21 protein-coding genes are annotated in these 19,491 nt (G+C 64.9%); 17 read left to right on the forward strand and 4 right to left on the reverse strand.

Going from position 1 to position 19,491, the window contains the following annotated elements; genetic code table 11:
- The first annotated feature begins 188 nt into the window (after window positions 1-188).
- From GN330_RS00410 to GN330_RS00485, 16 genes are all read left to right on the forward strand, one after another.
- On the forward strand, window positions 189-857 hold the full coding sequence (locus tag GN330_RS00410; RefSeq protein ID WP_156711873.1) for a response regulator transcription factor: 669 nt from the start codon (window positions 189-191) through the stop codon (window positions 855-857).
- 145 nt (window positions 858-1,002) lie between these two features.
- A complete protein-coding gene (locus GN330_RS00415) occupies window positions 1,003-2,262 on the forward strand; it encodes a flagellar hook protein FlgE (protein WP_156710606.1) in 1,260 nt (419 codons plus the stop codon).
- Window positions 2,263-2,294: 32 nt separating this feature from the next.
- A complete protein-coding gene (gene flgK, locus GN330_RS00420) occupies window positions 2,295-3,746 on the forward strand; it encodes a flagellar hook-associated protein FlgK (RefSeq protein ID WP_156710607.1) in 1,452 nt (483 codons plus the stop codon).
- 7 nt (window positions 3,747-3,753) lie between these two features.
- Window positions 3,754-4,806 carry a flagellar hook-associated family protein gene (locus GN330_RS00425; RefSeq protein WP_343040109.1) on the forward strand — a complete coding sequence of 351 codons (1,053 nt, stop codon included), beginning with the start codon at window positions 3,754-3,756 and terminating at the stop codon, window positions 4,804-4,806.
- A gap of 39 nt (window positions 4,807-4,845) precedes the next feature.
- On the forward strand, window positions 4,846-5,193 hold the full coding sequence (gene flaF, locus GN330_RS00430; protein ID WP_156710608.1) for a flagellar biosynthesis regulator FlaF: 348 nt from the start codon (window positions 4,846-4,848) through the stop codon (window positions 5,191-5,193).
- A complete protein-coding gene (gene flbT / locus GN330_RS00435) occupies window positions 5,190-5,636 on the forward strand; it encodes a flagellar biosynthesis repressor FlbT (protein ID WP_156710609.1) in 447 nt (148 codons plus the stop codon). Before flaF ends, flbT begins: the two co-directional genes overlap by 4 nt.
- The gene (gene flgD / locus GN330_RS00440; protein WP_156710610.1) at window positions 5,633-6,031 is read left to right on the forward strand and encodes a flagellar hook assembly protein FlgD; all 399 of its coding nucleotides are present in this window, start codon (window positions 5,633-5,635) and stop codon (window positions 6,029-6,031) included. The genes flbT and flgD overlap by 4 nt, the downstream gene beginning before the upstream one ends.
- A 37-nt stretch (window positions 6,032-6,068) precedes the next feature.
- Window positions 6,069-6,335 carry a flagellar biosynthesis protein FliQ gene (gene fliQ / locus GN330_RS00445; protein ID WP_156710611.1) on the forward strand — a complete coding sequence of 89 codons (267 nt, stop codon included), beginning with the start codon at window positions 6,069-6,071 and terminating at the stop codon, window positions 6,333-6,335.
- A 160-nt stretch (window positions 6,336-6,495) separates the two neighbouring features.
- Window positions 6,496-8,106, forward strand: a complete 1,611-nt coding sequence (locus GN330_RS00450) for a serine hydrolase (RefSeq protein ID WP_246188461.1) — start codon at window positions 6,496-6,498, stop codon at window positions 8,104-8,106.
- A gap of 116 nt (window positions 8,107-8,222) precedes the next feature.
- Complete coding sequence (gene flhA / locus GN330_RS00455; protein ID WP_156710613.1) at window positions 8,223-10,319, forward strand: flagellar biosynthesis protein FlhA; 2,097 nt, start codon at window positions 8,223-8,225, stop codon at window positions 10,317-10,319.
- Window positions 10,316-11,062 carry a flagellar biosynthetic protein FliR gene (gene fliR / locus GN330_RS00460; protein WP_425487146.1) on the forward strand — a complete coding sequence of 249 codons (747 nt, stop codon included), beginning with the start codon at window positions 10,316-10,318 and terminating at the stop codon, window positions 11,060-11,062. Before flhA ends, fliR begins: the two co-directional genes overlap by 4 nt.
- Before the next feature lie 2 nt (window positions 11,063-11,064).
- Window positions 11,065-11,457, forward strand: coding sequence for a hypothetical protein (locus tag GN330_RS00465; protein WP_156710614.1), 393 nt, complete (start codon window positions 11,065-11,067; stop codon window positions 11,455-11,457).
- A 60-nt stretch (window positions 11,458-11,517) separates the two neighbouring features.
- On the forward strand, window positions 11,518-12,075 hold the full coding sequence (locus tag GN330_RS00470; protein WP_156710615.1) for a rod-binding protein: 558 nt from the start codon (window positions 11,518-11,520) through the stop codon (window positions 12,073-12,075).
- A 21-nt stretch (window positions 12,076-12,096) separates the two neighbouring features.
- The gene (locus GN330_RS00475; RefSeq protein ID WP_343040110.1) at window positions 12,097-12,522 is read left to right on the forward strand and encodes a hypothetical protein; all 426 of its coding nucleotides are present in this window, start codon (window positions 12,097-12,099) and stop codon (window positions 12,520-12,522) included.
- Complete coding sequence (locus GN330_RS00480) at window positions 12,519-13,022, forward strand: hypothetical protein (RefSeq protein ID WP_156710616.1); 504 nt, start codon at window positions 12,519-12,521, stop codon at window positions 13,020-13,022. The genes GN330_RS00475 and GN330_RS00480 overlap by 4 nt, the downstream gene beginning before the upstream one ends.
- A gap of 52 nt (window positions 13,023-13,074) precedes the next feature.
- On the forward strand, window positions 13,075-14,043 hold the full coding sequence (locus GN330_RS00485) for a fumarylacetoacetate hydrolase family protein (RefSeq protein ID WP_156710617.1): 969 nt from the start codon (window positions 13,075-13,077) through the stop codon (window positions 14,041-14,043).
- Window positions 14,044-14,074: 31 nt separating this feature from the next.
- On the opposite strand, the gene GN330_RS00490 is transcribed toward GN330_RS00485, so the two are convergent.
- Window positions 14,075-14,878, reverse strand: coding sequence for a crotonase/enoyl-CoA hydratase family protein (locus GN330_RS00490; RefSeq protein WP_156710618.1), 804 nt, complete (start codon window positions 14,876-14,878; stop codon window positions 14,075-14,077).
- 289 nt (window positions 14,879-15,167) lie between these two features.
- Here GN330_RS00490 and GN330_RS00495 point away from each other — a divergent pair, with 289 nt between their 5' ends.
- Entirely contained in the window at window positions 15,168-15,596 is a 429-nt protein-coding gene (locus GN330_RS00495; RefSeq protein ID WP_246188462.1) for a MarR family winged helix-turn-helix transcriptional regulator, read from the forward strand.
- Between the two features lie 22 nt (window positions 15,597-15,618).
- Here GN330_RS00495 and GN330_RS00500 read toward each other — a convergent pair whose 3' ends face one another.
- From GN330_RS00500 to GN330_RS00510, 3 genes are all read right to left on the reverse strand, one after another.
- The gene (locus tag GN330_RS00500; protein ID WP_156710619.1) at window positions 15,619-16,041 is read right to left on the reverse strand and encodes an acyl-CoA thioesterase; all 423 of its coding nucleotides are present in this window, start codon (window positions 16,039-16,041) and stop codon (window positions 15,619-15,621) included.
- Between the two features lie 13 nt (window positions 16,042-16,054).
- On the reverse strand, window positions 16,055-17,299 hold the full coding sequence (locus GN330_RS00505) for a thiolase family protein (RefSeq protein ID WP_156710620.1): 1,245 nt from the start codon (window positions 17,297-17,299) through the stop codon (window positions 16,055-16,057).
- A 137-nt stretch (window positions 17,300-17,436) separates the two neighbouring features.
- Window positions 17,437-19,422 carry an acetyl/propionyl/methylcrotonyl-CoA carboxylase subunit alpha gene (locus GN330_RS00510; RefSeq protein WP_343040111.1) on the reverse strand — a complete coding sequence of 662 codons (1,986 nt, stop codon included), beginning with the start codon at window positions 19,420-19,422 and terminating at the stop codon, window positions 17,437-17,439.
- Window positions 19,423-19,491: the final 69 nt, after the last annotated feature.

Consider the following 19,491-nt stretch of genomic DNA (forward strand, 5'->3'; position numbering starts at 1 on the left):
GCATTCCGGCGAGGGATTCCGGCTGCCGAAACACGAGCCGAAACTGTGGACAAGCTGTGGACAATCCCACGTTGGCCGCTCCCCGAATCCCGAATCGATACATACAAGAAATCACAGTTGCCGGTGATTCCCGCCACCGGGTACGCCTTTGTTCGGCGAACCATGAAACTGATTCGGAGGGCGGGCCGATGATTGTGATTGTGGATGAGCGTGATCGAGTAAAAGAGGGATATTCTTCGCTTTTCGGCAGAGAGGGTGTCCCGAGTGCGGGGTTTTGCGCCAGCGAGTTTGGCGAATGGGTGTCGACAGCGGCCGAGGACGACCTCAAGGCGGTCGGCGCCTTTCTGATCGGTGAATGCGACAGCCACCCTGTCTCACCACGGGCGTTGCGCGAACGCAGCGGGGCTCCCGTGATCGCGCTGAGTGACCACCATTCGCTGGAAAACACGTTGCGGCTGTTCGAACTCGGCGTCGACGACGTCGTCCGCAAGCCGGTGCATATTCGCGAAATCCTGGCTCGGATCGCGGCGATCCGTCGACGGGCGCAGGACGAGGCGGCCTATACCGAGATCGGAAAGCTGCGCATTTACACCAATGGCAAGGATCCCGAGATCGACGGCACGCCGTTGCCGTTGCCGCGCCGCGAACGGCGCATTCTCGAATATCTCGCCAGCAATCGCGGACGGCGGGTGACCAAAACCCAGCTTTTCAACGCGATTTACGGAATTTTCGACGATGAGGTCGAGGAAAACGTCGTTGAAAGCCATGTCAGCAAGCTGCGCAAGAAGCTGCGCGAACGGATCGGCACCGATCCTATCGATTCCAAGCGTTTCCTCGGATATCGGCTGAACGTGTGATGCTCCCTGCCTTTCCGTCGCCTTCGGCGGATCAGGCGGGTCTCGGCACCGGCGACGAGCCCGAACCCGGTGCCAAAGACAGTTTCGCGCAAGACAGAAACGATAGCCTGTCAGGTAGCGGTGCTGACCACGAGGAGAAGTTGCAATGAGCCTTTACGGGATGATGCGGACCGGGGTATCCGGAATGCAGGGCCAGTCCAACCGGCTCGGCACGGTCGCCGACAACATCGCCAACGCCAACACCAATGGCTACAAGAAATCGATGACCGAGTTTTCCACCCTGGTGATCGCCAGCGGTGAGGGCAGCTATTCGTCCGGGGGCGTGGTCTCCAATGTGCGCTCGGCCGTCTCGCGCCAGGGTGTCATCCAATATACGCCGTCCGCGACGGATTTGGCCCTCTACGGCAACGGTTTCTTCGTCGTGCAGGATACCGCCGGCCAGCCCTTCCTGACACGCGCCGGTTCCTTCGTGCCCGACGACGAGGGGCGATTGGTCAACGCGGCCGGCTTCTATCTGATGGGCTACAGCTTCGAAAACGGCGCGCCGACGCCGGTCGGCAATTCCTTCGCCGGGCTCGAGCCGATCCAGGTGCTCCAGCAGGCGCTGACCGCCATACCGACGACCTTCGGGCGCTTTTCCGCCAATCTGCCGGCCGGCGCCGACGTCGTGGCCGCCGCCGACCTGCCATCCACCAACGCGCCGGGCGCGGCATTCACCAACAAGACGTCGTTGGTCACCTATGACAGCCTCGGCGGCGAGGTCCTGCTCGACATCTATTTCACCAAGACGGCGACGAACGAATGGGAGGTCGCGGTCTACAACCAGGCTGACGGCGCTGCGACAACCGGCTTCCCCTATGCCACGGGTCCGCTGGCGACGCAGACGCTCACCTTCGACGGCACGTCGGGCAAACTTGCCACCGGCAGCGCCAACGACATCCAGATCCCGATCCCGGGCGGGGAAACGCTCGACCTCGATTTTTCCGCACTCAGCCAGCTGTCGGCCGGTTACATCCCCGGCGACGCCAATGTGAACGGCAGCGCAGCCAGCGCCATGAAAGAAGCCAAGATCGACGGCGACGGCACGGTCTACGCCCAGTACGAAAACGGCACGCTGCAGGAACTCTACCGGATTCCGCTCGCCAATGTCCGCAGCCCCGACGAACTGAATGTCGAAAGCGGCAACGTCTTCAGCCAGAGCACGTCGTCGGGCGATGTTTTTCTCGGCTTCGCCGGTGAAGGCGGTTTCGGGTCGATTCGCGCCGGCGCGCTTGAGGCCTCCAATGTCGATATCGGCGAGGAGCTGACCGCGATGATCGAATCGCAGCGCAGCTACACCGCCAATTCCAAGGTTTTCCAGACCGGCTCCGAGCTGATGGATATTTTGGTGAACTTGAAAAGGTAGTCTGACGTGTCCTTGTCGGAAAGAGCTTTGGAATGTCGCTGACGGCCGCCCTCGGGATCGCACAAAACGCGCTGCTGACGACGGCGCGGCGGACCAGCATCGTCTCGCAAAACGTCACCAATGCCTCCAATCCCGACTATTCGCGACGCTCAGCCATTCTGTCGAGCGAGGCGCCCGGCGTTCGCGTCGCCGAAATCCGGCGTGCGGCCGCCGAAGCCCTTTTCCGGCAAAATCTCGGCGCCTCGTCTTCCTGGGAAGCGCAAAAGCAGTTGCTTGCCGGCCTCGACGCGCTCGCGATCTCGGTCAATGGCGCCGACAACGCCTCCTCGCCCGCGACCGCGCTCGGCAAGCTTCAAGAAGCCCTGCAGCTCTACGCAACCAGCCCGTCGAGCGCCACGGTCGCCGAAGGCGCGCTGGACGCCGCGCGCCAATTCGTCCATTCGCTCAACAACGGCAGCGCGCAGATCCAGACTTTCCGCACCAATATGGACGTGGAAATCGGGTTGGCGGTCAACGATCTCAACAGGCTGCTCGCCGATTTCGAAGTCGCCAACAAATCGGTGATCGCAGCCCGCGCGACCGGGCGCGACGCATCCGACGCACTCGACCAGCGCGAGGCGATCCTCAAGCAGATATCCGGCCATATCCCCGTCTCGACCTTCGCGCGCGCCAATGACGACATGGTCATCACCACCGCGGACGGGGCGACCTTGTTCGAGACCAGGCCGCGCGCCGTCTCCTTCGAGAGCACCTCGGCCTATGCGCCGGGCATAAGCGGCAAGTCTGTCTACATAGACGGCGTTCCGCTCGCGCCCGGCAAGAATGGCGCGGTTTCGGGCCGGCTTTCCAGCCTCGTCACCCTGCGCGACGAGGTCGCCACGACCTTGCAGACCCAACTCGACGAGATCGCGCGCGGCGCCATCACCGCATTCGCAGAAACCGACCGCACGGGCGGGGGCGCCCCCCCGCTTGCCGGGCTGTTCACCTGGGCCGGCGGCCCAGCCCTGCCCCCGGCCGGAGTGGCCACAACGGGACTGGCCTATGCGATCACGGTCAATCCGGCGTTCGATTCCGATGTCGGCGGCACTCCCGCCTTGCTGCGCGATGGCGGCGCCAACGGGGCAGCCTATGTCGCCAATCCCGGCGGAGCCTCCTACGCCGACCTTCTGATCGACTATGGCGACCGCCTCGGTGATCCGATCGCGTTCGATCCGGCAGCCGGGCTTGCCGCCAATGTCAGCGTCACCGAACTCTCCAGCGGCTCGATCGGCTGGATCGAGGCAAACCGCCAGACCGCGTCGAATGCCGAAATGACGACAAGCGCCCTCAAGGTGCGCACCGCCGAGGCGCTGTCGAACGAAACCGGCGTCAATATCGACGTCGAGATGTCGCTCCTTCTCGATCTCGAACACGCTTACGAGGCATCCGCCCGGCTGATCCGCACCGTCGATCAGATGATGGCGACCCTCCTGGAAGTGGTGTGAGACAGCCGTGAAAGTTTCCTACGTCTCCTCCCAGGCAATCTCCCAGGCGCTCAGGCACTCCCTGTTGCGCATGCAAAGTGACCTTGTCAGCGGCCAGAAGGAAGCGCAATCGGGCAAGGTCGCCGATGTCGGCCTGGCGCTCGGCATCCGCACCGGACAGGCCGTGTCGCTGGCGCGGGACGTCGGCCGGCTTCAGACGATCGTGGATTCCAACACGCTGGTTTCATCCCGTCTCGCCGCGACCCAGGATTCGCTGAGCCGGGTATCGGAGGCCGGATCGACGTTCCTGTCCGCGCTCACCGCGGCGGTTTCGGGCGATTCCAATCCGGCCACCACCCGCCAGGCGGGTGTGGTGATGGGGGAGGCGTTGACCGGCATCGTCAATTCCAGCTTCAACGGCGAACACTTGTTCGCCGGCGTCAACACGGACGTGCGGCCACTCGCCGCCTATCGCGCCGACCCGCCCTCCGCCGCCAAGACCGCCTTCGACGCGGCCTTCCTGGCGCATTTCGGCTTTGGCCAGAACGATCCGGCCGCCGCCGGCATCGACGGTCCCGCCATCAAGGCCTTCCTAGACGGTCCAGCCGCCGCCGAATTCCTCGGCGCGGGTTGGGAGACAAACTGGTCGAGCGCCACCGACCAGGGAATTTCAACCCGCATATCGCTCAATGAGACCGTGGAGACCTCCGTCAGCGCCAATGTTGACGGGATACGCAAACTCGCCATGGCCGCGGCGATCGTCGACGACCTCTATTCTAGCACCATGAACGAAGGCGCCCTCGTGGCCGTCGCCGAGACCGCGACACGCTTGGTCACCGAAGCGATGGGAGACATCGCCCAGGTGCAGGCCGCCGCCGGCTTCACCGAGCAGAGGATCAAAAACGCCAGTGAACGCATCTCCATGCAGGTCGATATCTTCAACGGCTTCCTGAACGACATGGAAGGTGTGGACCCATACGAGGCGGCGACACGCGTCAACGCTCTCATCACCCAGATCGAAACCTCCTACGCGCTGACCGCGCGTATCCAGCAACTGAGCTTGACGAGGCTGTTGTCCTAATCCGGCGCCAAGACGGCAGAAAGTGAACACGGAAAGACGATGTATCAGTTTTCATACGCCGACATCCAATCCGACTCGGCCGCGGATGCGAAGGACCGCGAGCGGCAATTGCTGACCAGGTCCATCGATCTCCTGGTCAGCGCGCGAGAAGCGGGCGCGGGATCGATGCAGGCGGTCGAGGCGGTTCATTTCCTCAACAGGCTGTGGACGGCGTTCGTGGAGGATCTCGGCAGTCCGGAAAACGGCCTGCCTTCCGAACTGCGCGCCAATCTGATCTCGATCGGCCTGTGGCTGCTGCGCGAGGCAGAGGCGGTCCGGCAGGGCGAGGCGGACAATTTCGACGGACTGATCGAAGTCTCCCAGATCATCAGGGACGGCATTCAATGAAGGGCAAGCTCAGGATATCGCTGAAGGCCAACGAAAAGATCTACATTAACGGCGCCGTGGTGAAGGTCGATCGCAAGACCTCGATCGAGTTCCTCAACGATGTGCAGTTCCTGCTCGAAAACCATGTCATGCTGCCCGAAAACGCGTCCACGCCGCTGCGCCAGCTCTATTTCATCATTCAGGTCATCCTGATGAATCCGAACGATTCGGGCGACGCGCGCGACATGTTCCGCCGGTCGTTGCCGCTACTTCTGGCCAGTTTTTCCAGCGAACAAATCCGCGCGACGCTGAAACAGGTCGACAGGCTGGTCGCCGAGGAACACACCTATGAGGCGTTGAAGATGCTACGCGGCCTGTTTCCGCTCGAGGCCGTCGCTCTGGCCGAAAGCGACACCGCCTACAAACCGATCGAAAACCTGGCGCTGGAGGCGCTTGCATCATGACCGTAACCAGCGCGACATCCGCACCGCCGGCCCCGGCGCCGCAATCCGACACCAAGCGTTCCAACATGGTCGACTACGATTCTTTCCTGAAGCTGCTCGTCACGCAGATGAAGAACCAGGATCCGACCAAGCCGATGGAATCCACCGATTATATCGCGCAGTTGGCGACGTTTTCGCAGGTTGAGCAGACAGTCCAGACCAACAGCAAGATCGACCAGCTCATGCAGGTATCGTTGCTCGGCCAAGCCGACGCCATCATCGGGCGGACCGTGGCCTCGGCCGACGGCGCGATCTCCGGCAAGGTCGCGGAGGTGCGCATCGGCAGCGCGGGTCTGGTCGCGGTGCTGGCCGACGGGACCGAGTTTCCGGTCGAAGCGGGCATGACGATCAGCTAGGCTCGGCGGCCTTCCAGGCCGACGGACCCGAAGAACCATGAATGAAGCCGACGCGCTCGATATCGTGCAATTCGCCATCTGGACGGTGCTGATGGCGTCCGGACCGGCCGTGATCGTCGCCATGCTCGTCGGCGTCTCCATCGCGCTGATCCAGGCTTTGACACAGGTTCAGGAAATCACCCTCACCTTCGTCCCGAAGATCGTCGCCATCCTGCTCGCCGTCGCCTTTTCCGGGCCCTTCGTGGGAGCGCAGATTTCCTCCTTCACCAACGTCATCTTCCAGCGTATCCAAGGCGGTTTCTGATCGCGCCGCGGCCGGCATGAAAAATCGCTTTTCGTCGCCGCGTGGCATCGCGATAGGCGCGGGCCGTTTTGCCACCTTTATCGCATCAGGCAAGCGATGCCGCGCCGGAGCGCGACCTCGATACATCGAGGTCGCGACGTTCGAAAGGAAGGAATGCCCTTTGTTCACCCACCAAGCCATCGCGATCCGCACGGCAAGCCTTGCCGCCGCCCTTGTGCTCCTGGCGACCCCGGCATCGTCTCAGCAGGAGGAGGCGGCAACGGCGCGGCATATGCCGTCGCCCGCCCAGGAAGTCGCCATCGAAACCACCCAGGCGCAAATCGATGCCGCCATTGCCGGGCTCGACGCGCTGGCCGCCGACATTTTGTACCGCTCGAACGTCCCTGGCCTGGCGATAGCCGTCGTTCACGCAGGCCAGACCGTTTACGCCAAAGGCTTCGGCATGCGCTCGCGCACAAGCGGCGAACCCGTCGACGCCGACACGGTGTTTCTGCTGGCCTCGCTGTCCAAGCCGATCGGCGCGACCGTCGTCGCGCACCAGGTCTCGCTCGGCGTGATCGACTGGAGCACTCCGGTCCAGGCGCACCTGCCATGGTTCCGACTGGCCGACCCCTGGGTGTCCGCTCATGTCACGATCGGCGATCTTTACGCGCACCGCTCGGGCCTGCCCGATCACGCCGGCGACGATCTGGAGGACATCGGCTATGGCCGCAGCGCAATTCTCAAACGTATCCATCTTTTGCCGCAGGCCGCGTTCCGCGACAGCTACGCCTATACGAATTTCGGCCTGACCGCGGCGGCGGAAGCCGTGGCAACGGCCGCGGGCAGTTCCTGGGAAGAACTCTCAGCGCAGGCGATCTACCGCCCGTTGGGCATGTCGGCGACCAGTTCGCGTTACAGCGACTATCTTGCCCGAACCAATCGCGCGGCCTCGCATGTCCCCGGCCCCGACGGGTACGAGGTCGCGGACCTGCGCCAGCCGGACCCGCAATCCCCCGCCGGCGGTGTCAGCTCGAGCGCCAACGACATGGCCAGATGGATGACCATGGTGCTCGGCGGCGGCACGTTCGAGGGCAACGAGATCATCGCGCCCGCCGCGCTGATGCCGGCCGTGAGCCCGCAGATTATGTCCTCGCCTCCGCATGCGCTCGACGCGCGGGCCAGCCATTACGGCTTCGGCTTCAACGTCGGTGCGCGCGCTTCCGGCCGCGTCGCCTTCAGCCATTCGGGCGCTTTCGCGCAGGGCACGGCCACCGCCTTCACGCTGATCCCCGGCCTCGATCTCGGCATCGTGGTGTTGACCAACGCGCCACCGGTCGGCGCGGCCGAGGCGATCGCCGCCAGCTTCACCGACATGGTCGAATTTGGCGGTGTGAAGCGCGACTGGCTCGAGGGTTATCGGTCGCGAATGGCGCCACTGACGGCACCGGCGGGCGAACTGGCCGGCCGGAAGGCGTCCGCCGGCGCGCGCGCATCCCGGCCGCTGGAAACCTATCAGGGCAGCTACGAAAACGCCTATTACGGACCGGCCACCATCACCGTCGACGACGGCAGTCTTCGGCTTGCCGTCGGTCCCGCCGACATCGCCTTTGCGATGACGCCCTGGGAGGAGGACAGTTTCATCATCGAGCCCTTCAACGAAAACCAGCCGCGCGGTTCTGTGTCCAAAGTCACGTTCGAGATGGCCGACGGCGCTGCGAGCGCGGTGCGTATCGAACATCTCAACGCTTATCGCGACGGCGTCTTCACGCGGGTGCCGACCGCGCAGTAGAGCGCATGCGACCGGCCGACACGCCTGCGGCCGGCCGCACCGCGAAACTCATCCTCGCGCAAGCTTGAGGCCCTAGTCTGCGACCTTCAAATCAGGCGCGGAGACACCAGACCGACATGGCGGCAGGCCAGACCACTTACACGCCCGTCCCGGCGGCCTCCGCCCGCAACGGCCGCGACGTCTTCTTCGCGATCGGCATCATCACCATACTGTCGGTCCTGTTCCTGCCGATTCCCGCCTTCATGATCGATATCGGGCTGGCGTTTTCGATCGCCATTTCGGTCCTGATCCTGATGGTCGCGTTGTGGATCCAGCGGCCGCTCGATTTCTCGTCCTTCCCAACGATCCTGCTGATCGCCACCATGCTGCGGCTGGCGCTCAACATCGCCACCACGCGCGTCATTCTCGCGCATGGCAACGAGGGCACCAACGCGGCCGGTTACGTTATCGGCGGGTTCTCCAACCTCGTCATGGCCGGTGATTTCGTCATCGGCCTGATCGTGTTCCTGATCCTGATCGTGGTGAACTTCATCGTCATCACCAAGGGCGCCACCCGGATCGCCGAAGTCGGCGCCCGCTTCACCCTCGACGCCATTCCCGGCAAGCAGATGTCGATCGACGCCGACCTTTCCGCCGGCATGATCAACGACAAGGAAGCCCAGGCGCGCCGGCGCGAGCTCGAGGAGGAAAGCTCATTCTTCGGCTCGATGGACGGCGCCTCGAAATTCGTCCGCGGCGACGCGATCGCCGGCCTGATCATCACCGGCGTCAACATCGTCGGCGGCGTGGCGATCGGCTATGGCCGCCACGACATGAACCTCGGCCAAGCCGCCGACGTGTTCGTCAAGCTGTCGGTCGGCGACGGCTTGGTGACCCAGATACCGGCGCTGATCGTTTCGCTGGCCGCCGGCCTTCTGGTCTCCAAGGGCGGCACGCGCGGCTCCGCCAACCAGGCCGTCTTCGGCCAGCTTACCGCCTATCCGCGCGCCCTGCAGGTCGCGGCCCTGCTTCTCGCGGTACTCGCCTTCCTGCCCGGCCTTCCCTTCCTGCCCTTCGTCGGGCTAGCCACGGTGATGGCCGGCATCGGCTACGCAATACCGCTACGCGAAAACCGTCGCGCCGCCGCCGAGGCCGAGGACGAAAAGCAGCGCCAGGAAGCGATCGAGGCGGAGGACAAGAACTCCATCAGATCCTCGCTGAGGACGCCCGAAATCGAGCTTCTGATCGGCAAGCAGCTTTCCGCGCGCATGCTCGCCTCGCATCAGGAACTCGCCTTCCGCATGGGTAAGATGCGCAAGAAATTCGCCCTCGATTTCGGTTTCGTCGTGCCGGAAGTGCGCCTGACCGACGACTTCGCCATCCCGCCAAAAAGCTACCAGATCAAAATTCACGGCACGGTGGTGGCGGAATATCAGATGCGCGTCGGCGAGGTGATGGTGCTTCTGGGCGGCAACGAGCCGCCGGACATGCCGGGTGAGGAGGTCCGAGAGCCGGCGTTCGGCATGCGCGCCTATTCGGTTCCCGAGACCTTCGCGGAGGAGTTGAAGCGCGACAATTTCGCGGTCGCCGACAATCTTTCGGTCCTGCTCACCCACCTCTCGGAGGTGATCCGCAACAACCTGCCGCAGCTTCTGTCCTACAAGGACATGAAAACGCTGATCGAACGTCTCGATCCGGAATACAAGAAACTCGCCGAGGAAATCTGCACCAGCCACATCTCCTATCCGGGTCTGCAGGCGGTGTTGAAGCTGCTGCTGGCCGAACGCGTCTCGATCCGCAATCTGCACCTGATCATCGAGGCGATCGCCGAGATCGCCCCGCATGTGCGGCGCACCGAACAGATCGTCGAACATGTGCGCATCCGCATGTCGCAGCAGATCTGCGGCGACCTGTCCGAAGCGGGCGTGCTGAAGGTGCTGCGGCTCGGCAACCGCTGGGATCTCGCCTTCCACCAGGCGCTCAAGCGCGACCAGAAGGGCGAGGTGCGCGAATTCGACATCGATCCCCGCCTGCTGGAGGAATTCGGCCAGGAGGCGACCAAGGTGATCCGCCAGCATTTCGACGCGGGCGAACGTTTCGCGCTGGTGACCGCGCCGGACGCCCGGCCCTATGTGCGCATGATCATCGAACGCCTGTTCTCGACATTGCCTGTCCTGTCGCATGTCGAGATCGCCAAGGGCGTCGAGATCAAGGTGCTCGGCTCGCTGTCGTGATCACCGACCAGATCGTCATCACGGCGTTTCTGGCCTTTTGCCGCATCGGCGCCTGTTTCATGCTCATGCCCGGCCTGTCGAGCGTGCGCGTACCAATGCAGATCCGGCTGTTCGTCGCGATCGCGGCAACCTTCGCGCTCCTGATCCACCTGTGGGACAGCCTGCTTCCCCACGCCAGCCGCGAGCCGGACGTCCTGGCCCAGATGGTCGTATCGGAACTGCTGACCGGGGCGCTGATCGGCCTGGTGACCCGGTTTTACGTGCTCGCGCTGCAGTTCATCGGTTCCGCCATCGCCATGATGTCGGGCTACGGCAACATGGTCGCGTCCGGCATCGAAGAAGCCGAACCGCAGGCCGCCGTCACCAATCTGATCACGCTTTCGGCGCTGCTTTTGCTGTTCATCTTCAATTTCCACCATGAAATCATCAAGGCCCTGGTCAATTCCTACGAGGTCGCCCCGCCGAACCTGCTGTTCAATCCTCGATCCGCGCTCACCGACATGGTCGACATCCTGTCCGAGGCGTTCCTGGTCATGATCCAGCTCGGCAGCCCGTTCGTCGCCTACGGCATCATCGTCAATCTCGCGATCGGTTTCGTGAACAAGCTCACCCCGCAGATTCCGATCTACTTCATCTCACTGCCCTTCGTGCTGGCCGGCGGCATCCTGCTTCTTTATCTTGGCATCGGCCCGCTGCTGCGCCTGTTTGCGGACGGGTTCGTGCCGATCACGATAGGACGATAGCGATGGAAAAGAGCCAACGCCTCGCCCGGCTGCTCAGGGTCCAGAGCCAGTTGAAGGCGCTGCACGAGACGCAGCGCGCCGGCCATCTGCGCGACGCTCACGAGGCCGAGGCAAGGGCGAGCGAGGTCGCGGAGCGCAAGCAGGGTCCGGATTCGCTTTCCGCGCTTTTCCCCGACCTTTACGAGCGTAGCATCACCCGCGCCTTCCAGGACCGCGACCGCGCCCTGGCCGCTGCGGCGGAGGAAGCGGGAAAAGTCGCCATAGAAACCTCACGTTGCCGGGTGCTTGAACGCAACCGCCGGGCCGCCTTCAGCCAGGAAGAACGCGCGCGCGAGGAGCGCGACGGGCTGGAAAGCGTCGAGCGCATGCTCGGGCGCGCGCCGGGCGACAAGTAAGGTTGCGGCAAGCTCTGTCTGCGACAACGGACAAAGTGGAATTTCGAGAAGAGGATCGCCTTGGCTATTTCGCCCCCCAGCGACATCGTTCTCGATGTCGCCCGCGCCGTCGACAAGACCGATCTCGCCGCGGCGCGCACGCGTCTGGCGGCCGCGGCGAAGTCGGTGGTGGCCGGGTTCGAAGCGGGCGGGGCGCAAAACCTGCGCGGCAAGCCCGTCGACGGGACCGGTGCCGAAGCGCCGGAGGCTTTCCGCGACTTCGAAGCGATGGTGCTCCAGACCTTCATGCAGAGCATGCTGCCTGCGGATGCCCAGAACGTCTACGGCGAAGGGCTGGCCGGCGAGATGTGGAAGACCTTCCTCGCGCAGGAGCTTTCCAGCGAGATGGCCAAGCGCGGCGGTATCGGCATCGCCGATCGCGTCCTGGGCGATTTTTACATGGATGACGACAAGCGTGTCGCGGTTGCCGGCATCGCCTCCGATATGCAAGCCAAGCGCGCCGCCGACACGCAAGACCTGCTTTCGGTAGCGCTGATCGACGAAATCCAGCGCACCATCGTGCGCAGCTTCGAGGACGAGGCCGACCCGACGGGTCTTGCCGACCGTTCCGGGCGTTGAGACGAGGGAGCTTGCGCGACAGTGAGCGAACAGGACATCTATACATCCGTGCCGACCCTGCGCGCGGGCACTGATGCGCCGTCCGGACCCGGCCCTCGCGCGGGTTCGCTCGGGACCATCATCATACGCATCGAGGAGGCGATCGAGGCGGAGACGGCAGCCATCCGCACCGACGTCAATTTCGACCTCAAGGCGTCGAACGCGCGCAAGAGCCGCCACCTCTACGACCTGAACCGCGCCGTACGCGACCTGGGCGCCGGAGCACTCGAAGCCCATCGCAGCGACATCGGACGCCTGCGCGACAAACTCGCCGACAACGAATCCGCGATCAAGGCTCATCTGAGCGCGGTTAACGAAGTCGCCAGGTTGCTGCAGGACGCGATCGAGCGCTCGGAAGACGACGGAACCTACTCCACCAGGGCCTTCGGCGGAGGCGGCGGCCTATGATCAAGTTCGTCATCGGCGCCGTGTGGATCGTCGCGGTCACGATCGGCTCGATATTCTTCGCCTTTTCGGCGACCGGCGACAAGGGCGACACCGGCGAGCGCGCCTATCTCGAGGGACTGGACTATTACAAGACCGAGATCGTCTCGGTGCCGGTTATCCAGAAGGGCGAGGTACGCGGCTACTTCCTGACCCGGCTGATCTACACCGTCGAGCCGGAAAAGCTGAAGAAACTCGAACTGCCGCTCGACACGCTGCTCGTCGACCAGCTCTACACCTACCTGTTTTCCAACCCGCAGATCGATTTTTCGCAAACCGACGTGCTCGACCTGGTGGCGCTGCGCAACGGCCTGCGCGACAGCATCAACGCACGCGTCGGCGACAAGCTGGTCGAGGAAGTACTCGTCCAGCAGATCGACTACTTGACCAAGAGCGACATCCGCGACAACGCGCTGCGCCGCCGCGATGCCGATGGCGGTCAGAATCGGCCGGTCCTGCGTTGAGCATGGATACGGTCCGGCAGCGCGCCAATCCGGTCAGGGAGGGCCGCGGCGCATGAAACTGGTCACCTTCGAACAGCATGCTACACGCCGGATCGGTCACGTCGACACCCGGTCGCAAACCGTCTTCGACCTGACGGACGCATCGGGCAACGATCCCGCCTTCGCCACCATGCTCGATTTGATCGATGCCGGCGAGGCTGCGCTCGGCCACGCCCGCGAAATGGCCGCCGACCCGGCGCTGGTCGCCCGCCATTCCTGCCCGCTAGCGCAGACCCGATTACTGGCGCCGCTTCCCGTGCCACGGCAGATGCGCGACTTTTCCGTCTTCCCCGGCCATATCAAGCAGGCACCGCGCGGCATGCGGCGGCTTGCGGCCATGGCACGAGGCGACGAGGCGGCGGCAGCTTCCGCCAAGCCGCTCGACGCCGTGCCCGACATCTACAGTGCCCAGCCGGCCTATTATCTGACCAACCGCTTTTCGGTGATCGGACCCGACGCCGTGGTTGCTTGGCCGCGCTACAGCCGGGTGATGGATTTCGAATGCGAGTTCGGCATCGTCATCGCCAGGCCCGGCCGCGATATTCCCGTCGGCGACGCCGGCTCCCATATTTTCGGCTACACGATCTACAACGACTTTTCCGCCCGCGACGCCCAGCTTGCCGAAATGCAGACCATGCTAGGCCCGACCAAGGGCAAGAGCTTCGACTACGGCAACGCGATCGGCCCGTGGATCGTCACGCCGGACGAACTCGCCGATCCCTACAAGCTCGCCATGGAAGCGCGGGTGAACGGCGAGGTCTGGGGACGCGGGTCGTCGGCCGACATGTTGTTCACCTTCGAGGACATGATCGCCCACGTCTCGCGCGACGAAACCCTGCATGCCGGCGAGTTTTTCGGCTCCGGCACGATGGGCAATGGCTGCGGGCTGGAACTGGACCGGTTCCTGAGCGACGGCGATGTCGTCGAACTGGAGGTCGAGGGGCTCGGCGTGCTGCGCAACACCGTGCGCACGCAAGACTAGAAAGCGCCGGCCGCGCGGCGCTTCCCGGACGCTATCTGAAACGGGGATCGCGCTTTTCCAGAAACGCCCGCAGACCCTCCCTGGCATCGGTGTCGGTCTGCGACAGCGCCGCGCCGAGGCTTTCGGCAAACAGGCCGTCGCCGCGCCCCATATCGTCGATGCGCGAGACGGCCTGGATGACCAGATAGTTGACCAGCGGCGCGTTCGAGGCGATCTCCATGGCAAGTTCGCGGGCCTTGGCGATCCCCTCGCCATCACCGACGAGATAATGCGCCAGGCCAAGGCGGTGTCCCTCCTCGGCATCGTAGGAACGTCCGGTCAGCATCATTTCCGTCAGCCTGTCGGCGCCGAGGATACGCCCGACCCGCACCGTCGCGCCGCCGCCGACGAAAATTCCCCTTTTGCCTTCCGGCAGTTGAAACCGGGCCGAAGGCTCGGCGATGCGCACATGGGTCGATGCGGCGATTTCGAGCCCGCCGCCGATCACCGCGCCGTTGAGCACGGAGACCACGGGCAGCCCGCCGAACTGGATCTCATCCATGACCTGATGCCAGCCGCGCGAATGCCGCATCACCTCGGCCGGTTCACGCGCGACCTGTTCGGAGAGGTCCAGACCAGCCGAAAAATGCCCGCCCAGACCATGCAGCACCACGACGCGCACCGCCTTGGGCGGCTCGGAGAAGAAACTCTTCAACCGGTCCAGCAGCGCGTCGCTGATCGCGTTGCACTTCTCCGGCCGGTTGAAGGCGAGAAGAGCGATCGGTCCGTCAAGCGTGATGCGCAAGGGCACGGCGTCATCGTCATCGCGTATGGCCGCGCCACTGGGTGGATTCATCGCGCCTCGCCTCCAAGTTTGCTCGCAGGATCGAAAAATGTTTTATATCATAACATTATAGCGGGGTACAAGGCGAAGACGCAGGCCAAGCAGGCAGTTGACCCGGCTTCGCCGTTCGTGCGAACAAATTTTGCGAGGGGCCGGACGGCACCGATTTTCGTCGGTGAAAAGCGGCGGCAGGGAGCGGTCGGCAGGCACAGTGAACGCTGGTTCCAAAAAAACGACAGGCTCGAAAGACGGGAATGAGAGCCCAGCCGTCGCGCGACCGGCGCCGGGAGCAGGCGCCGGCATGCCGGCAATGTCGACCATCATCGGTTACAAGCTGCGTCGCGCCCAATTGCACGTCTTCCAGGATTTCATCGGCACGTTTTCGAAGCTGAAACTACGTCCGGCCGAATTTTCGGTCCTGACCATCATCGCCAACACGCCCGGGCTGAAGCAGTCCGAGATCGCCGAGATGCTGGGCATCAAACGCGCCAATTTCGTCGCACTGATGGACGGGATCGAAAAGCGCGGCCTGGCCGAGCGGCGCAAGGCCGACACCGACCGGCGTTCACATTCCCTGCACCTGACCCCGGAAGGCGAGAAATTCGTGCGCAAGATGGCCGCGGTCTGGGCAGAGCACGAAACCCGGCTGATCGAACGCCTCGGCGGCGCGCGCGAACGCGACCGGCTGATCGAACTGCTGGACCGCCTTATCGAGCCTGCGGGGCAATAGGCCCGGACTGGGACGGGCAGCCCTACCCGGCCGAAAGCGCAGCGACCACCTCTTCGGGGATGGTCTTGCCGCGTATGCGGTCAGGATCGTCGGGGTGCTTTTCGGCCCATACCCGGGTTTCGCGCGCCTCGATAGCGAGTTCGTCGCCCTTGAACACGCGGTGCTGGACATCGAAGCTCGAGCGGCGCAGGTCGCCGACCCGGCTTTCGATGACGATCACGTCGCCATAACGCGAGGGCAGGATGAAGCGCGCCCCGGTGTCGACCATCGGAATGCCGACAATGCCGTAGGCCTTCGTCCAGGCGATTTTCTTCATGCCCAGCGCCTTTTCGAATAGATAGGCGGTGGAGGCGTCGAACATGGCGAAATAGCGCGGGTAGAAGACGATGCCGGCGGCGTCGCAATCGCCCCATTCGATCTCGACCTCGCGGCGATGAACGAGCATGGCCGCCGCTCCGTCAGCCCGCATCCGGGTTTTCGACCAGGACCGCGATCCCCTGCCCGCCGCCGATACAGGCCGCCGCGATGCCGTAACGCAGGCCGGCGCGGCGCAGCTCGCGCGCCACCGTGGTGGTGATGCGGATACCGGTCGCGCCCAGCGGATGACCGATGGCGATCGCCCCGCCATTGACGTTGAGCTTGTCCTCGTCGAGGCCGAGCTCGCGCGCGCAGGCGATCGTCTGGGCGCCGAAGGCTTCGTTGATCTCGATGCGGTCGATCGCGTCGAGATCGAGCCCGGCCTCATCGAGCAGCGCCCGGATCGCCGGCGCAGGACCGATGCCCATAATGTGCGGCGGCACGCCGACCGTCGCGCCGGCGACGATGCGGGCAAGCGGTTTGCGTCCGTTGGCGCGCGCCTTGCTGGCGACGATGGCGGCCGCCGCCCCATCGACGATCGCCGAGGAATTGCCGCCCGTCTGCACCCCGCCGAAAGCCGGCCTGATCCTGGCCAGCATGTCGTAGGAGGACGGACGGATATGGCTGTCGGTGTCGACCGTCTCGATCTTGCGCGGCAGCCGGATGCCGCGCGCGTTGAAACCATCGACGGCAAAACTCTCGCTGACGACCGGCGTGATCTCGCCGGCCAAGAACCCGTCCGCCTGCGCGGCGAGCGCGCGGGCGAAGGAGCGTTCGGCGTAGCGGTCCACCTCTTCGCGGCTGATCCGGTAGTCGCGCGCCAGATTTTCGGCCGTGTCGCCCATGGTGCACGAGCAGGCCGGATCGAGCAGCGCCTCCCACAGGAAATCCTTGAACTCGACCTGGCCCATGCGGAACCCGGAACGGTGCGTGTAAGCGGCGACCGGATTGCGGCTCATCGATTCGGTGCCCACGCACAGCGCCGCCCCCACCCGCCGGCGTTCCACCAGCTCGGCCGCCTGCAGCACCACCTCGATGCCGGTGCCGCAAATGCGCTGCACCAGATGCGCCGGCCGTTCCACCGGCACCCCGGCATAAAGCCCGATATGGCGCGGCGTCATGTAGGCGTCGAACGAGGCCTGGGCCATCGAGCCGGCAATGGTGGTGCCGATCTCGCCCGGATCGAACCCGGCCTTGTCGAGCACGGCGCGTGCGACCTTGATGCCGAGATCGATCGGCGAGATCGCCGACAGCGCGCCGGTATAGTCGACGAACGGCGTACGCGTGCCGTCGAGCAGCCAGGCGTCGTCGAAACTGAAACGCAGGCCCTGCGGGGTATCGGTCATGTCGGTTTCAGCCTCTTGTGCACCGTCGTGAACATCGCCTGTCGTGGGGCGCGCGACATCGACGCGACGTCCCGCGCATGCCGTGCCCGCCGCCTTCGGCAATTAATGTTATTGACTATAACAAAATGGCGCCGGACTCAACCGGCCTGATCGCCGGCCGTCGGCTCTTTAGGGCCCGGATCGAGTTCGATCAGCAGGTCTCCGGCGCCAACCTGATCGCCTTCGCCGCGATGGACGGCCCGCACCGTGCCGGACACCGTGGCCGCAAGCGCGGTCTCCATCTTCATCGCCTCGATGACGGCCAGCGTATCGCCGGGCTCGACCTGGTCGCCCGCAACGACCGCGACCGAGCGCAAAAGCCCGGTGACGGGCGCCGTCACGCGCGAAGCGTCCGCGACCGGCGGCCGGGCGGCCAGCGGATCGGTTTCGCGGAACGCCAGACTATGCCCGTCCATATCGAGCCACACCATCCGCCCGGACACGAAAACCGTCACCCGCGCCGGCGTGCCGCCATGGACGTAGCGCAGTTCCTGGCCGTGCAACACGATCTCCGTCAGCGCCGCCGCGTCGCCATCCACACGGATCGCCGAGACGAGGCCACGCGCGATATCGGCCACGACATGGCGGGTGTCGCCGCCGCATGTCAGTGTCAGCGGGCAAGTCGCGACGGCGCTCGAGCGGAACCAGTCGCCGTCGACGTGAAGCGCCAGAACGGCGCCGGCGAGCGCGAAGTGCCAGTCCTGCAAGGCTTGCGCCCCCATCGCCGCGCGTCCGCTGCCGAGCAGGCCGTCGATGAAACCGGTGGTGACGCCGCCCTGCCTGAAGTCGCCCCCCTCCAGCAGATCGATCAAAAAACCGCGATTGGTCGTCAGGCCGAACAGCGGCCGCGCCCTGAGCGCCCGCACCAGCCTGTCGATCGCCTCGTCGCGGTTTCGGCCATGGGCGACCAGCTTGGCGATCATCGGGTCGTAGTGCGGCGAGACCCGGTCGCCCGCCGCAACGCCACTGTCGATCCGGATACCCGCCTCGCCGGTCCCGACCTGCGGCTGCCAGAACAGGATTTCACCGCTCTGCGGGCGGAAGCCGTCGGCCGGGTCCTCGGCGTAGAGCCTGGCCTCGATCGCATGGCCGTAAAAGTCGATATCCTCCTCGCGCAACGGCAAGGGCTCGCCCGCCGCAACGCGCAACTGCCATTCCACCAGGTCGATGCCGGTCACCATCTCCGTGACCGGGTGTTCGACCTGGAGCCTGGTGTTCATCTCCAGGAAATGATGCTGGCGGTCGGCGCCGACGATGAACTCGACCGTGCCCGCCCCGACATAACCGACGGCCTTGGCCGCCGCGACCGCGTCCACCGCCATCGCCGCCCCCATCGCCGCATCGACGAAGGGCGACGGGGTTTCCTCCACGATCTTCTGATGCCGGCGCTGCGCCGAACAATCGCGTTCGCCCATATGCACGACATTGCCATGCGCGTCGGCGAACACCTGCACCTCGACATGGCGGGCCTCGGTGACGAGCTTTTCGAGCAGCACGCGCCCGTCGCCGAACGCCGCCTCGGCCTCGCGCCGCGCGCTTTCCAGTGCGGTGTTGAACGCCTCGGCCCGATCGACGCGCCGCATGCCGCGCCCGCCGCCGCCGGCCGCCGCCTTGATCAGCACCGGAAAACCGATCTCGCGCGCCGCCTCGGCCAGCCGTTCGGCCGACTGATCGGCCCCGTCGTAACCCGGCACCACCGGAACGCCGGCCTCGACCATCACCGCTTTTGCCCGCGCCTTGTCGCCCATGACGCGGATCGCGTCGGGCGGCGGACCGACGAAGACCAGTCCCGCCGCCTGGCAGGCTTCGGCGAAATCGGCGTTTTCCGACAGGAAACCGTAGCCGGGGTGGATCGCCTCGGCTCCCGTCGCCAGGGCGGCGGCGATCACCGCGTCGCCGTCGAGATAGGACAACGAAGCCTGTGCCCCGCCGATGCGCACCGCCTCGTCGGCCTGGCGCACGTGCAGCGCCGCGCGGTCGGCATCGGAATAGACCGCCACCGTGGCGATGCCCATCCGGCGCGCGGTGGCGGCGATGCGGCAGGCGATCTCGCCGCGATTGGCGATCAGCAGGCGCGCGATCACGCCGCCGCCTTCCATGAGCACGGGCGGGAGCGGCAATTGCCAAACGGCGACATCGGGTCAGATCCTCGC

It is taken from the genome of Nitratireductor arenosus, from assembly GCF_009742725.1.
In the GTDB taxonomy this organism is placed as follows: domain Bacteria; phylum Pseudomonadota; class Alphaproteobacteria; order Rhizobiales; family Rhizobiaceae; genus Mangrovimarina; species Mangrovimarina arenosa.